Source organism: Colwellia sp. MB3u-4, assembly GCF_014077065.1.
In the GTDB taxonomy this organism is placed as follows: domain Bacteria; phylum Pseudomonadota; class Gammaproteobacteria; order Enterobacterales; family Alteromonadaceae; genus Cognaticolwellia.
Map to the genome: position 1 here is coordinate 195,078 of NZ_JACGVE010000045.1, position 14,701 is coordinate 209,778.

The window sequence follows — 14,701 nt, forward strand, 5'->3', positions numbered from 1 at the left end:
CGCCCTGAATATATAATTGAAGACAACCAATAAGGTAGCAATATGAAAATAATTATTTCCGGACATCACGTTGAAATTACCGACGGTATTAACCAAGCAGTTGAAAGCAAATTTGCTAAAATTGCTAAACATTTCCCAAGCTTAATGACCTTAGACGTCATTATCACCGTAGAGCCCAATCAACAAAAACTAGAAGTTTCTACCACTTATGAAGGCGCTACTGTCTCAGTTAACGCTGTCGACAAAGAATTGTATGCCGCGATAGCAAGTGCAGCGAGTAAGCTTGAAGCGGCTTTAGCACATCGTAAAGGTGTATTATCGGCTAAGCAAAAAAAGAAGTTTGAAGTAGAGCAGTCAAACGCTTTTGAAAGTCCTTAAAGCACGTCAGTTAGTATTAACTAACAGTTAAAACTAAAAATAAAAGTTAAATACCAAAGGCCGTTATTAAACGGTCTTTTTTATATTCAGGCCTATTTCAAACCTATTTTCTTTTGAAGCATGCGTGCGCTGATTACATTGCTAAATACATAGCTCAATACATGCCCCTAGTGAGTTAAAGCCAGTTACTTATATCTACATCAGATGAAATAATGCCAAGATATTACTCCTAGTTTATCCCGCTTGTGAATATTGCGAAAAAGCGCACTTTAATCTACTAAGATATAAAATTTAGCTACCCTTGAGGTTATTTACTTAACAATTAGATGAAGTATGGCTATTACTTAAATGTTTACGTAAAATAGCCCTATTGGCTTTATATGACAAAAACTCACTATAAAGCGTACTTTTATCTCCTCCAAGGAATTCCATGAAAAAAACATTCGAGTTAACTCACCCTAAAATTAAAGTCGCTAGAATGGTTGAGTCAGCGAAACACGAAGTTAAAAAATATTTAAAACGTGAGCGCAATAAAAAGCTACCTGAAGATGCGGATTATTGGGATTTTGATTGTAAAATTGGTAAGTCAGAGCAAACAGCTGACGTTATTCATGTGACAGCGATTAGCCAAGAAATTGATACGCTTGTAGCGGCAGAGTTAAACGCATTTTATCTTGAAATATTGGTTAAACCAGCGGTTCGTACTTTTGAAGAAAAATAGCGACTAGCAGCATTGATAGGGCTTTAAAGATCACTATTTACCCTGCTATGACCTAAAGCAAATGCTTTAGGTCAAGTTTACTTAAGCCAAAGGCTAGTGGTGATTATATTTCAACTAATAGCCAATTAAGCCATTAATATGTGCGACCGCACTTCTGCCTAAAGCGTTTAGAGCATATCCACCTTCAAGCACTGAGACAATACGCCCTTGAGCATATTTATCAGCAAGCGTTTTAAGTTGGTCAGTTACCCAACGATAATCTTCATCCACTAAACTCACTTGTGACATATCATCTTCGATATGCGCGTCAAATCCGGCAGAAATAAATATTATTTCTGGTTTAAACTTGTTCAATGCCGGCAGCCAAGTATCAAGAATAGCTTGTCGAAAATCAGCACTTTTTGCTGTCGCAGCTAATGGTGTGTTAATGATGGGGGGCGTAGTACTTTCTTTAATTTCAAAGGGATAGAATGGGTATTGATAAGTAGAACAAAATAAATAACCTTTTTTATTTTTTATAATATCTTCTGTACCATTGCCATGATGAACGTCAAAATCAACAATAGCCACGCGCTTTAATTTATAGTGCTCTTTGGCGTAGGCGGCGGCAATAGCGACATTGTTAAAAAAACAAAAACCCATACCTTTATTATATTCAGCATGATGGCCGGGTGGTCTAGTCGCGCAAAATGCCGATGAAATTTCTTTTGACATCACTAAGTCTACTGCGTCTTTGGCAGCACCGGCAGAAAGTAAGGCGGCATTAAGGGTATCTGGGGTCATAATGGTATCGTCATCAACATTATAAGTGCCTTCACTCGGGGCATTGGCAAAAATTGATTCGATATAGTTTTTGTCATGTGCTAAATAAAGTAGTTCCTTATCAATAGGTTTAGCGTTAAATTGTCGAATAACATAATCCAAACCGCTACGAATAAGCTGATCCTGAATAGCCGCCATACGTTCTGGCGCCTCAGGGTGATGCTCTCCCATATCGTGGGTCAAGCAATGGTGGTGACTAATTACGCCGACTGTCATATTTACATTCCTTTATCTCTGAGCTATTAAGTTATTTATAACTTACTTATCACTTAATAGTAGTTTAGTTGCTTAAATTTTCTTTTGTGTGCTTATACCCAATTGATTAACTATAGTGTGTAAACCAAGCTTACTTCGTCATAATCTTGTGAAGGTGCTCTTAAAAACCCTGCATTTTCAAATACTTTTAACATAGGAGCATTATCTCGTCGTACACTAGCTATCAATTGCGTTAAACCACGAATTTTAGCGATAGCGATTAATTCACTCAGTAGTGCTTTTGCCATACCTTTGCCGCGTTTACTCTCTTTAATAACAAAAGCCACTTCAGCACTATTACTGGCTTCAAGGTAATAATAGCGAGCAACACCTTGTATAGATTCACCTAAATCATCTCGTTCAGTTAAACACAAGGCTAAATCAACCTGCTGGTTGACACTGACGAGATCACAGGACTTTTCTCGGGTCATTTGTGTCATATGATGGTTGTATCGCATCATTAATGTTTCTTGGTTATGAGAATAAAAAAACTCTTGTAGTTTACGTTCGTCTGAAGGCGATAAGGGTCTAAGGAAGTATTCAGAATTAGCAAAAGTAAAACGTTTGATCTCAACTTTACCCAGTTCAGGTACTGATGTTGGCGTGTTTTCTTGGTATTCAGGCACCCAATAATGTTTTCGCACATCTTTAAGTAGTTGAGCGCGAAATTTAGGGTGGGCAATACGTATTAATTCTAATGCGCGTTCACGAATACTTTTACCTTGCAGCGAAGCGATACCATATTCAGTGACTACATAAGCCACATGACCCCGTGAGGTAACTACACCACCACCCTCGGTAATGTGTGCGACGATACGAGATATTTTGCCATCTTTGGTTGTCGATGGCAGGGCAATAATGGGTTTACCGCCTTTACTTAATGAGGCGCCACGAATAAAGTCAACTTGGCCACCAATACCACTATAAAAATAATAGCCGATGGAGTCAGAAACCACTTGCCCGGTTAAGTCAACTTCGATGGCGCTATTGATAGAAACCATGTTGTCGTTACGGGCAATGTTCACTGGCGAATTAATGTGTTCGCTCGGGTAGAACTCTACATGGGGATTACCATCAACAAACTTATATAAGCGACGAGTGCCGATACAATAACTGATGACGGTTTTTCCTTTATGAAAGGTTTTTTTGCGATTGTTGATAACACCGGAAAGCATTAAGTCGATAATGCCGTCAGATATTAATTCACTGTGTACACCTAAATCTTTATGGTTAGCTAAGTAACGCAAGATAGCAGATGGAATTTTACCAATACCAATTTGGATAGTAGAACCGTCTTCTACTAACATAGCCACGTATTGACCTACTTGTTCTGTGACCTGATCAATTTCAGGTTCGGGCAATTCGGGTAAATATTGTTCAACGGTGATGTGAGCGTGAATTTGACTCATATGGACAAAACTATGACCATTAGTGCGTGGCATTTTAGGGTTAATTTGTGCGATAACCACCTTAGCTTTTTTAATGGCTGCGGGTACAATATCAACCGTGACCCCAAGCGAACAATAACCGTATTCATCGGGTGGGCCAACCATGATTAAGGCTACGTCTAAGGGTAAAATATTTTCATTAAATAGCCTGGGGATTTCAGATAAAAATGTCGGGGTATAATCAGCGCGCCCTTCATTAATTGCCGTACGAATTTTTTCGCCACCAATAAAAAATGCGTTGACCTTAAATAGGTCTTGGTGCTTTTTATCAGCCCAAACGTTGTCTGAAAGCGTTAAAATATGAACAACTTCAATATCATGTAAACCATCGCTATTGGCAATAAGGTTATCAATTAAGGCATTGGGTACTGCGGCATTAGAGCCAATAAAAACTCGATTGCCAGATTTGAGGTATTTAGACCAGTCTATAGAAGATTGGCGCTGTTTGCGTATCTGCATAATTGTCTCTGAATTCTCTTGGTTTGGGCAAGGTTACAATTAAATTTATCACAGAATGTAAACTGTATCTGTTTAATAGCAGATTTATGAATTAGCGAGTCTACTTTATACCTAGGTAAAACCGCTAAATACAAAATATTTATTCAATAATTACTTGTTCTACTGATTAAATAAAAGCTACGTGAAAGTTACATAAACAACGAAAAGTTGGTTTTTTAGCCAGTAGAAATGATCAAATAATGAGTGAGTATCGTATCAGTATGCACTAAGGGTTAAGTTATTAGTTGATCCGAGTCAAAGCCTCTGCATTATTAGACTAAATAACTAACCAAATAGCAGGAGATAATATCTAACTTTTACAAATTAAGTATTAAGTATTAAGTAGTCATTATTTATTGTGTACCTTGACCTAGAGTGGCTATAGGCACTGAAATAACGCTTGTGAACGATTTTAAGCTTCAACACCATAGAATATAGTTGTTAGCGTTAGGCTATTCTTGCAGAAACGAGTCATGTGGATAATGTGTGGAGAGCTTTTTATTGAAAATTTTTTAATGACGCTCTTGCTTTTGAGCAAAGCAGACGTTGTTTGAGCTAGTAAACTGAGTTTGTCTTAGCGGGGATTTATGTCGGTATTAGTACAAGTACGTTTAATTAAGTTTTTTATTTTGCTAGGTATTACGCTCCTTATTTTAGGATATTACTTACTTTTATATGTAGACCTACCAACAAAAATGGGTGTTACGGGTATTATTATTTGTGCCTGCTGTATTGCCTTTGGTTTGCTTTTTTCATTACCGACAAAACTGTATTTAACTCTGTTATTAATGGCCCGTGAACGGGGTCAACAGCAAAACTTAACGGTAAATAAAAAAGCAGAGAAGTAGCTGATATTTTAACCATAAAAAAAGCCCAATGCTATTGGGCTTATAATAATTTAATTTCAATAAGCTGAGCTTAAAGTAAACACTAACCAAAAATGTTACGCATTAAGGTTATCGCTTGATCAACGGTTTTACCATCTTTAACGCTGTTCACTATGGTGCTGCGCATATTGAGAATAAAGTCAGGAATATCATCTGATTCAAAAGCTTTATCTACAATAGCTTCGGCTGACGCTTTACTACGTTTTACCGCTTTAGCGACACCAATTTTTATTTTTTTAGGCTTATCACGCATACGAATATAGTTAGAGTTTTGTGCCAATGAGTTGTCAGCAAACAAAAACAAATCAATTAATATGGCTCGATTTTGCCAAAGCTGAAGTTCAGCTTCATCGCTAGGCATTTCACTGCGCCACCATTGTGTGTTTCTAATGGCTTCTATCATCTCATGCCAATAATCATCAAAGCTTTGGTTGTTGAGTTTTACTAAACCTAAGCCTTGCGAAAGGGTATCTATTTTACCACTGTTTAGAGCAATAAATTGGTCTGGGCGGCGCATAGCCAATAAACGAGTTGCTGCACTTAAGGGCGCTTTTTCTTCATTAGTATGGTTGGCAAATATTGCTTTGTAGGCATTAACAAAGTTTTGATAGTCTGCCAAGGTAACGTCACCGTCTAACGGAATATGATCAAGCGCTTGATCAAAATCTTTTGGGTGAGACTTTAATAACTGGTGAAAGGTTTTTGCGCCGCGTGTGCCGGCAAACCATTCAACATCAAAGTCATAAACACTAATATCATGCTGGGCGCTATGCTTGCCTGCAAAAGCTAATCTGTCTTCATCAATCATTTCAGCTAATTTATTATGGCGTAGCGTCGCAATATAATTTAAGAGTTTAAGTCTTTCTGGTAAGGCTTGTAACTTTGAGTGTTCTTGTACAAAACTAGTAAATATTGGCCATGGGATAATACGAGCCATTTTTAATTGGCAAGCACTAACACCGTTTGACATGGTGTCTTGTAGTTTTTTTAAGGGTTTTTGTTGACTAGGTTCTAATAAATCTTGGTTGATGTCGTGTAAGCAAATTCGGTATAACTCTCTGCACCAGTTAAGAAAACTATCTGGATGACTCTCTACTTTTACTGCCATTAAATTAAGGCTGAGATCGGCAACTAACGACAAGGCATTTTGGTAAATTGTTTGTTCGGTAGCGCTAAGCGACATGGCATTTGGCGAGGTAAGTAATTTTCTCATGAAACAGGGGTTTTCCGATGATAAAAACAAAAATAGGTCGGCATGATACGTGTAAAATAACCTATTACAAGTGCTAAGACTTAAATTAGGGGATAAACTCTACGCTGGTGCATAAAAAAACAATATGTGGAGGGTTAATAAACGAAAACCTTTGCCGATTCAATTTTTAAAACTTAGCAGACAAAGGCTGACTGTTGCGAAAAGTAACCGTTAGTCGGTGGTTACTGTTTCTGGTGACCTGGTATAATACTTAACTAAACCAATCACCGAGGCGGCAATCCAAAATAGTTCAATAACAAAACTCGCCAAATTAAAGTTATAGCACAGGCTAATTAACAGTAATATTGCGCCAAAAAGGTTCGTTAGGTTATAAGCCAAACTTTTAGGATTTAATTTTTCTAGTTGTAACATTATAAATGCGGCAACGATGAGAAAGGTTCCTGACATGCCAATGATATTAAATAATAAATCAATCATAAGAAACTCCAAGCTATAGAGGGTGATCCAAAATGCTGGCCCTATCCGTGGGTTGGATCGTTTTCGTTCCATGAAACAGCTTGTCGCTTTACCGATAGTAAGACTATAAGCGTTACTAGGATAATTTCGCCGTTATTGTAGGCAGTTTTTTGCATAAGGTAAAGCAACAAACGCTGACCAAGTGACAGAAATAGCAAGGTAGACATTTTCTTAAGCGCCGCAATATTGTCATTTATACTCAGTTTGAGTAGATTATAAAAACTGAACACCACATAATTTTTTGCATGCTTGTGCTTTACTTTAAAATACCTAGCCTAATATCCTAGTTTGACCATCAGCTTATCGCTATTAATCGTCGTCATCTATTTTCATTGCTTCAATGTTAATAATAGTTGAGCGATTTAGTGTTATCTTAAATCGTTGTATTTGTTGAAGTTCTTGTTTGTCTGTTTGCATTAATACGACATTAATTTGGTAACGGCGTTCAACCGCTTGCTTGGTTATTTTACTGCCATCAAGTGAATATAAACGGCCTTCTCCTTTTTTCAGGAAGCGAATAAAGGGGGTTAAATTAAAATAGATACGTTGCTGAATTTCATCATAGCCAGGCAAAAAACTTTTAGCATTAACTTTAGTGTCACTGCGAAAATGTAGCAATTGTGCCGCTTGTTTGTTTTGATGACGCCGAGTTTGAAATAACTTATCAACTTGCTGAGGTAGATCTTTATTGCGAATATATTCTAGCCAAATGGTTTGACTAGCGATACGGGTTTTATTAACATTATTTGTGTAAATATTTCTCCATTTAGGTAAGCCTTTTTGAATGCTACGCCAAATAACACGGGTTATATCGTCTTTAAATATCTCCCTTAAACCATAAACAATGCCTAACATGCCTACTAAGGCAATCGTGACTTCAGTGAAGTTTGCCCGCGCGTTTAGCACTAACAACATCACAAACGCCATAATAATCGCTGTAACTGTGCCACGTACAATGCGCTTTAAATTGCGATTGAGGCTTTTCATTTCTTTTTGCAGTACGACGCCGTATTCGATTAATCGTTGCAGTAAACGCATTTTATTGGTGATGCGGTTAGGGTCAGCTAAGGTAACTTCTGAGTTATATTTATGGGTTGCACGGTATTCATTTTCACTGCGGCATAGTGCAAACAAGAAGTTTCTTTCAGTGGAAAATTCACTACTTTTTGGTCCTCGAGATAGCAACTTTAAAAATGACTGCTCTACTTGCCAACTAAGGTAGTTGTCAGCATTTTGAAAAAATGGACTGAGCTTTTTATCTGATGGCGTATATCGTCTTAATTTTTTCAGTAAACCAGAAATCAACTCTGCTAGTACAATGGCTTGTGGGTAAAAATCTTTACTTTCTTTAAGCTTAATCGTTTGTTTTATATCAGTGTCGAGAGCAATTAAAATTTGATAAGAAAATAAATTAAGGTTAAGTCGATAGTCACTTAGCTCACCTTTTTTTTGGCTAATAAAGCGGCTTCTTACTAACGGCAAGTGCAGTTGGTCTGAGTAATAAGCACTATGATTTTCTATACTGCTATGAAAGTAATGCTCCTCGTCTAGGGTTTTAGGGCCGATACCCATTTCAACCGGTAATGAAAAGTATAAATCGAGTCTTTGGTGGTCAGTAGGCAACAACTGGTAACTGACCTTGATGGAAAGGTTTTCGTCTTGGGTGAGTTTAGCGTTATTCACTTCTATCCTCTACTTCTTGTCGGTTTTATTGCCAAGCCTGAATCAAATCACTATCTATGACTTTGATGAGTAATCTCATCATAAAGTGAGTTAATTGCTGATCGTTTCTACTATAGGTTATTTTAAGGACAATTTTTTAGCTTTAAGATGAATACTATATTGGTAATTTCGCCAAATGTAATGAAAAAATCAGCGATTAATTAGTGCTTAATATATATTAAACTTGCATTAACTTAGCTATAGCTTGAAAATTTTGAGTTTATACTGCCCACTAGTAATATATGGCATTGGTTACTTTTTTGATACTCTTTTGATGGTCTTTTAACAGTCATTGCCCGATCACTTAGTACACTTTAAATAGTAAACTTTAGATAGTACAAATTAAAAGTTGATATTTACTGTTTGGTAGCCAAAATAAATTATTTTTCTGGGGCGTTTTTAGAGAAATAGGCCTGAAGTGGAGTTACTTTGAGTTATGCCCTTAGATAACGCTTTCAAATGAAAGTACAAATTTTATACTTTTATGGCAGTATAAGCTAAGCTGTTGTTCAAACATTGGATTTTTGTGAAAAAGGGAATTTATAACATGACCTTAACTAGAAGGATTACTCTACTTAACCTCACTATTATTATTACCTTACTTTTAGCGGCTTTTTTAGTGACAAAAGTATATGCCAAAACACCGACAGAAAATCATGCTGAATTGAAAAAATTTCAGCATTTAACGAGTGATAACAATCGTCTTTTTGTTGAGCATTTGTTAAGCCAAGTTGACGCGCAAACATACTTTAGCTTGCCAGCACCCACTTATGCTCATATCGCTAAGTTAAAAACCAATTAATAATGATGGCAGCTTCCCTGACTTGAAAGCTATTTCATTAAAATCTCTGCTTACAACAAGACCAAAAACTTAATCAAAGTGCTATTATATAAAGTGTATTCATCGAAGATAAAGTTTAAAGGTAATGTTAATAAATAATGCGTAAATCAGATAAGAAAATAGACAATCAAATCATAAAGTCGTTAACCGAAGTATGCCAATCAGCGCTAGAAGAAATTGACGGCTTTGAATGGTTAACCCATACGGTTAATTTCGATAACTTTCCCGACAGTCTAAAAGTTGTTTGTGTTTTTGATAGCAATAAAAAATTAGCGAGCTATCTCAAGTCATCTGATAGTAAGCACTTAGCGTTATTAATAGCCGATAGCTTGGCAGATATTGGCATAAAGCTAAACAGTGTTAAAAACCAAATAGAATTAGACAGCGAAGAAAATTGCACCCTGTATCACGCTGGAAATTGGCATAAAAGATTGTCTTAACTTGCTAGGCTATTAAATAATGACCATGCGATGGCGCACATGATTAGTCCAACAAGCATATCAATAACTCTTCTCACCTTAGCTTGGTTAAGCCAAGGTGACATTTTTGCTGCCGCTCCAGCTAAGCTATAAAACCACAGCATAGATGCCAACATAGTGCCGAGTGCAAAGGCGATTTTTTCATTACCTTGAAATTGTCCGCCAACACTGCCCAATACCACTACTGTATCAAGATAAACATGCGGGTTTAACAGGGTTACCGCTAACGTTGAAACAATCACCAAACCAGGCTTCTTGTGTGCTTTATCGGTTGAACTTTGCTCACTGGTGCTGCTATTAAGCCATGCTTGGCGAAATGACAAGCTAGCATAAGCCAGTAAAAAAATAATACCTGCCCAAGAAATTACTGTTACCAAGGTTGGCGATGTCGCAATAAGCTGTGCGCCACCAAACACCCCTAATGCAATAAGGACAACATCACAAACCATGCAAATTGAAGCGGCTAAAAAGTGATGATTTTTTTTAATACCGTGATTGAGGATATGAGAGTTTTGCGCGCCAATAGGTATAATCATGCTGGCCCCTAAAAAAAGGCCTTGTAGTAGGGGGGAAAACATTTTTGCTCCTAAAAATTTCATGCTGTGCTAAGTTATTGCGGCTAATTTAACGAAAAACAAATCATAAGTATAATTAATGATTTTAATCTTTAATTAGTTTTGCTAATGTTGTTTTTGCTAACATTAGTCATAAATCTTGTTAACATCAGGGGTAAATGGTCTTGCTAGATTATAAGTTATTGCATGCATTGAGCGTGGTATTAAATGAGCAAAGCTTTGACAAAGCGGCATCGGTATTAGCTATCACACAATCTGCCGTGTCTCAGCGTATTAAAAGCTTAGAGCAAATTATAGGCCAACCGGTATTAATTCGGGCACAACCGATAGTGGCAACGGCTATTGGCAAAAAATTACTTGGCCATTATCAACAGGTAAAATTACTTGAACAAGACATTATTCCTGATATTTCAGGTAATAAAAAACATGAAACTATTACCGCCAATATTGCTAGCAATGCCGACAGTTTAGCCACTTGGTTAATTGCAGCAATTGGTGACGTTAGTCATCAATATAACCTAGCGGTAAATTTTCGATTGGCTGATGAAAACAGAACCATTAACTATTTGAAAGATGGTGAAGTTTTTGGTGCGATTAGTACATATGATCAGGCTTTACCTGGTTGTACATTAGAAAAACTCGGTGATATGCACTATTTGTTAGTTGCTGCGCCAAGCTTCATTGCAAGCTATTTTCCTGAGGGTATTAATAAACAAACCTTGGCACGAACACCCGCGGTTGCTTATGATCAAAAAGACGATATGCATATTAAATATATCGAACAAACCTTTGGCTTAAAAGGCGGGTCATACCCGTGTCATACCGTGCGCTCTTCAGAAGCCTTTGTTAATTTTGCCAAACAAGGTTTAGCCTATTGTTTGATCCCTAAATTGCAAATACAAGCAGAACTTGCATCAGGAGAGCTGATCAATTTAATGCCAGAAAACCCGATAATTAGAACACTTTACTGGCATCATTGGGTATTATTGAAAGGGGTGTTTAAGCAGCTTTCAAGCGCAATAATTAGCCGTGCACAATACGCGCTAAATAATCAATAATTTGCTAATATTCAGTGTTATCTGAAATGGCCAGTAAAATAGCCAGTAAATGAGTCAATAAAATAGTCAGGAGTTAAATGTGAGCAATTTAGTCGTTAGAACAGCAACAGCAGACGATACCAGTATATTATTTAAATTTATTATCGATCTCGCTATTTATGAAAAAGCGGAACACGAAGTATTAGCAACCGAGCAAACAATAAAAGCCAGCATTTTTGCTGAAAATAGTCATGTTTTTGCCTTAATTTGCGAGCTAGATGGGGTTGCCGTTGGCTCAGCCATTTACTTTTTTAATTATTCAACTTGGTTAGCAAAATCAGGTCTTTATTTAGAAGACCTATACGTTATGCCAGAATATCGTGGTAAAGGCGCAGGCGTTAAGCTGTTAAAAGCTATGGCAAAAATTGCTGTGGAAAAAGACTGCGCACGGTTTGAATGGAGTTGCTTAGATTGGAATACACCGTCAAGAGAATTTTATCACTCACTCGGTGCTGTCGCGCAAGAAGAGTGGGTTGGCTATCGCATGACAGGTAAAACACTTAGTAATTTTGCAGCTGATCTGACTGAATAATACTAACACCCACTGGAGGGTTTTCTGCATAAACTAGCATAGCGTTTGCTACCTTCTTTGCTTGAATTACTTGGTATTTTTTTGGGATAATAAAAGCTAGCGCGTTCATCACTATTGTACCTAATTGCTCGCCAAGTCGAAATTCATCACGCTGCCCAGATAACATTGACGGGCGGAATAGACCCAGATGTTGGTAATCTAAGTTACTTAAGTCTTTTTCTATTTTGCCTTTTATCTGGTTATAAAATATAGCAGATGCTTCATTTGCTGACATTGCCGTGACTATGGCAAATAAAGTGGCATGTTGACCATAAAAGTATTTGGCGATAAGCAGCGGATAATGATGGTCAATTTCAGAAAAAGCAGTTTTAGAACCGGCTTTTTTTATGGTACTGCCCAGAGTGCAAAATATATGATCAATCGTTTTTATCTTGTGGTTAGCGCCTATATCCTGAGGTTTATTATCCAAAAAGGTACTTGAGGTCAATTCTGCTGCTAGATGTTCAAAATTAATTTGCCATTGTTCAAGTTTAGTATCTTCTATTAAGAGTGGTTTACGTACTAAGGCGATAACTTTGCTATAGGTTTTGCTGGCTAATAGTTGCTGTAACAAATGTTGTCCCACTAAACCACTGGCGCCAACAATTAGCGCCACTTTGGCTTGCTCTGGTTTATGTCCATTGGTACAAGTTGTCATTTTTTTTAACCCTAAGACAGTGGAGAATAATATACCCTAATAATAAAGTCTCATATTAAGTGCTTAACTAGCTACTTAAATCTTAAAAAAGACTAACATTATTGCCTAGCATTCATGCGAACATAAAATCGTTTTGGCCATGTTCAGACACTTATCTAAACCAGTAAATATCTCCTTATCCTTTGAAAATATAAACGTAATCATTTAATTTTAGATTGAGTTGTTGTAGGCAAATCAAAACGTTAAGTGATAAATGCTATGCCAGTATTACCTTATGTATATTAAGTAACTTAGCTGGTTAATAGGTAACGAATGAAGGTTTAAATGGATGTGGGTTTACTCATAAGTCAAAGTTTAATGTATTGTTTTATATAGATAAATTTATTTTATCCAAGCAGTTGTTTAGCGACTCAATTGGTCACAGCCTGGCCCGATTATTTTGTGCAAAACTCTTTTTTTAAAGCGCTTTATTTTTTAAAGAAACCATCTTAATTTGCTGATACAATCTGAAGAGTTTACATTTTAAATTAAGTACCCCCTAATGATTAAGCCTGCAGTGCCCAGAAATGAAGTTGAACGTTTGTATGCGCTTAGAACCTTAAAAATACTTGACTCATCACACGAAGAGCGCTTTGATCGAATTACTCGTATGGCTAAACGCATGTTTAACGTATCAATCTCGCTGGTCAGTATAATTGACGAAGACCGTCAATGGTTTAAATCCACGCAGGGACTCGAGCTTTTGGAAACGCCTCGCGACATTTCATTCTGTGCACATGCTATTAATCAAGATAACTTATTCATAGTGCCTGACGCTTCCAAAGATAAACGCTTTTTCGATAATCCTCTTGTTACTAGCGGTCCGAAAATTCGCTTTTATGCCGGCTGCCCTTTAAAAATTAGACAAGGTATTAATATAGGTACTTTGTGTCTTATCGATACAGAACCTAAACATCTTAACGAAGAAGACCAAGAGTTACTTGAAGATCTAGGGGCTATAATTGAGCAAGAAATCAAATCTATTGAACTCGCTACCTTAGATGAGTTAACCATGATTTCTAACCGACGTGGTTTTTTGACTCTGGCCGATCATAGTTTAAAAGTATGTCGACGTAATCAAATGTCAATGTCGTTTATATTCTTTGATCTAAACCAATTTAAGATCATTAATGATGAACATGGCCATCACGAAGGCGATTTTGTCTTAGCCACTTTTGCCAAAATAATGCTTAATTCATTTCGAGACTGTGATTTGATCGCTCGACTCGGTGGAGATGAATTTGTGGCTATGCTGAGCGACTCTGACTATTACTCAGGGAAAGCAAATATAGCACTAGAGCGATTTGCTGGCGCTATTGATCAAGCAAATAAAACCTTAAATAAACCCTATAAAATTGAGTACAGTGCCGGTGTTAGTTATTTTAAACATGACACGGACAAATCAATAGAAGCAATGCTCAAAGAAGCTGATGCAGCTATGTATAAGCAAAAAAAAATTAATGCTCTATAGCTCGACGTTATAACTGTTTCACTAAATTAGTAAGTTAAATATCAGGCCATGTAGTCGTTGATAAATGTCTGCCAAACGACTAAGTTTTAGCGATGAAAAGCAGTACAGAACAGTTGAGGATATTTTCTTAGTAAAATTTACTGGCAAGTTTTAGTGTTTTCACGCAGTTACAACTAGTGATTAACGATAGGTACTTTTTTCAAAATTTTAGCTTATACCAATTTCATTAATTAGATGGTCTATTTTATACGCAGGAAAAATGGCCAAATATAAGGCATTTATTTTAATCACTAGTTGTTCTAATTATTAAATAAATAACGCAGTAGTGGGTTATTTTAACCAGTAAAAATGAGCAGATAATGAGTGAGATTGGTATTATTGCCGTTGATAAATCACACTAGCTTAAAGCGGGATTAATCTACTATTCTTGCGGTAGTTCTATTAGCTATCAAGGTCATAAATACAGGCACTTAGCCATTTAGCAACAGACTATTCATAACTCTTTTAACT

The 14,701-nt window shown here is 36.8% G+C and carries 15 protein-coding genes; 8 read left to right on the forward strand and 7 right to left on the reverse strand.

All coding sequences use genetic code 11. The features are described 5' to 3' along the window. Positions 1–42 precede the first annotated feature (42 nt). Positions 43–378 carry a ribosome hibernation-promoting factor, HPF/YfiA family gene (hpf, locus tag H4J61_RS02080; protein WP_182137554.1) on the forward strand — a complete coding sequence of 112 codons (336 nt, stop codon included), beginning with the start codon at positions 43–45 and terminating at the stop codon, positions 376–378. Positions 379–808: 430 nt separating this feature from the next. Beyond that, positions 809–1,099, forward strand: a complete 291-nt coding sequence (locus tag H4J61_RS02085; RefSeq protein ID WP_182137555.1) for a DUF6172 family protein — start codon at positions 809–811, stop codon at positions 1,097–1,099. 114 nt (positions 1,100–1,213) lie between these two features. Here the strand turns inward: H4J61_RS02085 and H4J61_RS02090 are convergent, their stop codons facing one another. Together H4J61_RS02090 and H4J61_RS02095 are read right to left on the reverse strand one after the other, a co-directional pair. Then, on the reverse strand, positions 1,214–2,137 hold the full coding sequence (locus H4J61_RS02090) for a histone deacetylase family protein (RefSeq protein ID WP_182183229.1): 924 nt from the start codon (positions 2,135–2,137) through the stop codon (positions 1,214–1,216). Positions 2,138–2,247: 110 nt separating this feature from the next. After that, positions 2,248–4,083 (reverse strand): GNAT family N-acetyltransferase, encoded by a 1,836-nt coding sequence (locus tag H4J61_RS02095; protein WP_182183231.1) that lies wholly within the window; start codon positions 4,081–4,083, stop codon positions 2,248–2,250. A 626-nt stretch (positions 4,084–4,709) separates the two neighbouring features. Between H4J61_RS02095 and H4J61_RS02100 the strand changes: the two genes are divergently transcribed. Next, on the forward strand, positions 4,710–4,970 hold the full coding sequence (locus H4J61_RS02100; protein ID WP_182183234.1) for a hypothetical protein: 261 nt from the start codon (positions 4,710–4,712) through the stop codon (positions 4,968–4,970). Positions 4,971–5,052: 82 nt separating this feature from the next. Here H4J61_RS02100 and H4J61_RS02105 read toward each other — a convergent pair whose 3' ends face one another. From H4J61_RS02105 to H4J61_RS02115, 3 genes are all read right to left on the reverse strand, one after another. Then, on the reverse strand, positions 5,053–6,222 hold the full coding sequence (locus H4J61_RS02105) for a hypothetical protein (protein ID WP_182137559.1): 1,170 nt from the start codon (positions 6,220–6,222) through the stop codon (positions 5,053–5,055). A 210-nt stretch (positions 6,223–6,432) separates the two neighbouring features. Further along, positions 6,433–6,699 (reverse strand): hypothetical protein, encoded by a 267-nt coding sequence (locus tag H4J61_RS02110; RefSeq protein WP_182137560.1) that lies wholly within the window; start codon positions 6,697–6,699, stop codon positions 6,433–6,435. A gap of 348 nt (positions 6,700–7,047) precedes the next feature. Next, the gene (locus H4J61_RS02115) at positions 7,048–8,421 is read right to left on the reverse strand and encodes a hypothetical protein (RefSeq protein WP_182183236.1); all 1,374 of its coding nucleotides are present in this window, start codon (positions 8,419–8,421) and stop codon (positions 7,048–7,050) included. Positions 8,422–9,007: 586 nt separating this feature from the next. Between H4J61_RS02115 and H4J61_RS02120 the strand changes: the two genes are divergently transcribed. Beyond that, positions 9,008–9,262 (forward strand): hypothetical protein, encoded by a 255-nt coding sequence (locus H4J61_RS02120; RefSeq protein ID WP_182183239.1) that lies wholly within the window; start codon positions 9,008–9,010, stop codon positions 9,260–9,262. A gap of 137 nt (positions 9,263–9,399) precedes the next feature. Then, on the forward strand, positions 9,400–9,741 hold the full coding sequence (locus H4J61_RS02125) for a Fis family transcriptional regulator (RefSeq protein WP_182137563.1): 342 nt from the start codon (positions 9,400–9,402) through the stop codon (positions 9,739–9,741). Here the strand turns inward: H4J61_RS02125 and H4J61_RS02130 are convergent. Next, the gene (locus tag H4J61_RS02130) at positions 9,738–10,358 is read right to left on the reverse strand and encodes a LysE/ArgO family amino acid transporter (RefSeq protein ID WP_182183242.1); all 621 of its coding nucleotides are present in this window, start codon (positions 10,356–10,358) and stop codon (positions 9,738–9,740) included. The genes H4J61_RS02125 and H4J61_RS02130 overlap by 4 nt on opposite strands. A gap of 155 nt (positions 10,359–10,513) precedes the next feature. Here H4J61_RS02130 and H4J61_RS02135 point away from each other — a divergent pair, with 155 nt between their 5' ends. Together H4J61_RS02135 and H4J61_RS02140 are read left to right on the forward strand one after the other, a co-directional pair. Beyond that, a complete protein-coding gene (locus tag H4J61_RS02135; RefSeq protein WP_182137565.1) occupies positions 10,514–11,413 on the forward strand; it encodes a LysR family transcriptional regulator ArgP in 900 nt (299 codons plus the stop codon). Positions 11,414–11,492: 79 nt separating this feature from the next. Then, positions 11,493–11,984: a GNAT family N-acetyltransferase gene (locus H4J61_RS02140; RefSeq protein WP_182137566.1), complete on the forward strand. Its 492-nt coding sequence runs from the start codon at positions 11,493–11,495 to the stop codon at positions 11,982–11,984. On the opposite strand, the gene H4J61_RS02145 is transcribed toward H4J61_RS02140, so the two are convergent. Then, entirely contained in the window at positions 11,953–12,681 is a 729-nt protein-coding gene (locus tag H4J61_RS02145; RefSeq protein ID WP_182137567.1) for an oxidoreductase, read from the reverse strand. The genes H4J61_RS02140 and H4J61_RS02145 overlap by 32 nt on opposite strands. Positions 12,682–13,222: 541 nt before the next feature. Here H4J61_RS02145 and H4J61_RS02150 point away from each other — a divergent pair. Further along, positions 13,223–14,191: a sensor domain-containing diguanylate cyclase gene (locus tag H4J61_RS02150; protein ID WP_182183244.1), complete on the forward strand. Its 969-nt coding sequence runs from the start codon at positions 13,223–13,225 to the stop codon at positions 14,189–14,191. The last annotated feature ends 510 nt before the right edge of the window (positions 14,192–14,701 follow it).

What these genes read in the sequence shown, in the direction of transcription:
- H4J61_RS02085 (WP_182137555.1), top strand. Translation starts at nt 809, where the DNA reads ATGAAAAAAACATTCGAGTTAACTCACCCTAAAATTAAAGTCGCTAGA.
- H4J61_RS02100 (WP_182183234.1), top strand. Translation starts at nt 4,710, where the DNA reads ATGTCGGTATTAGTACAAGTACGTTTAATTAAGTTTTTTATTTTGCTA.
- hpf (WP_182137554.1), top strand. Translation starts at nt 43, where the DNA reads ATGAAAATAATTATTTCCGGACATCACGTTGAAATTACCGACGGTATT.
- H4J61_RS02135 (WP_182137565.1), top strand. Translation starts at nt 10,514, where the DNA reads ATGGTCTTGCTAGATTATAAGTTATTGCATGCATTGAGCGTGGTATTA.
- H4J61_RS02090 (WP_182183229.1), bottom strand. Translation starts at nt 2,137, where the DNA reads ATGACAGTCGGCGTAATTAGTCACCACCATTGCTTGACCCACGATATG.
- H4J61_RS02110 (WP_182137560.1), bottom strand. Translation starts at nt 6,699, where the DNA reads ATGATTGATTTATTATTTAATATCATTGGCATGTCAGGAACCTTTCTC.
- H4J61_RS02120 (WP_182183239.1), top strand. Translation starts at nt 9,008, where the DNA reads ATGACCTTAACTAGAAGGATTACTCTACTTAACCTCACTATTATTATT.
- H4J61_RS02145 (WP_182137567.1), bottom strand. Translation starts at nt 12,681, where the DNA reads ATGACAACTTGTACCAATGGACATAAACCAGAGCAAGCCAAAGTGGCG.
- H4J61_RS02105 (WP_182137559.1), bottom strand. Translation starts at nt 6,222, where the DNA reads ATGAGAAAATTACTTACCTCGCCAAATGCCATGTCGCTTAGCGCTACC.
- H4J61_RS02125 (WP_182137563.1), top strand. Translation starts at nt 9,400, where the DNA reads ATGCGTAAATCAGATAAGAAAATAGACAATCAAATCATAAAGTCGTTA.
- H4J61_RS02130 (WP_182183242.1), bottom strand. Translation starts at nt 10,358, where the DNA reads ATGTTTTCCCCCCTACTACAAGGCCTTTTTTTAGGGGCCAGCATGATT.
- H4J61_RS02095 (WP_182183231.1), bottom strand. Translation starts at nt 4,083, where the DNA reads ATGCAGATACGCAAACAGCGCCAATCTTCTATAGACTGGTCTAAATAC.
- H4J61_RS02150 (WP_182183244.1), top strand. Translation starts at nt 13,223, where the DNA reads ATGATTAAGCCTGCAGTGCCCAGAAATGAAGTTGAACGTTTGTATGCG.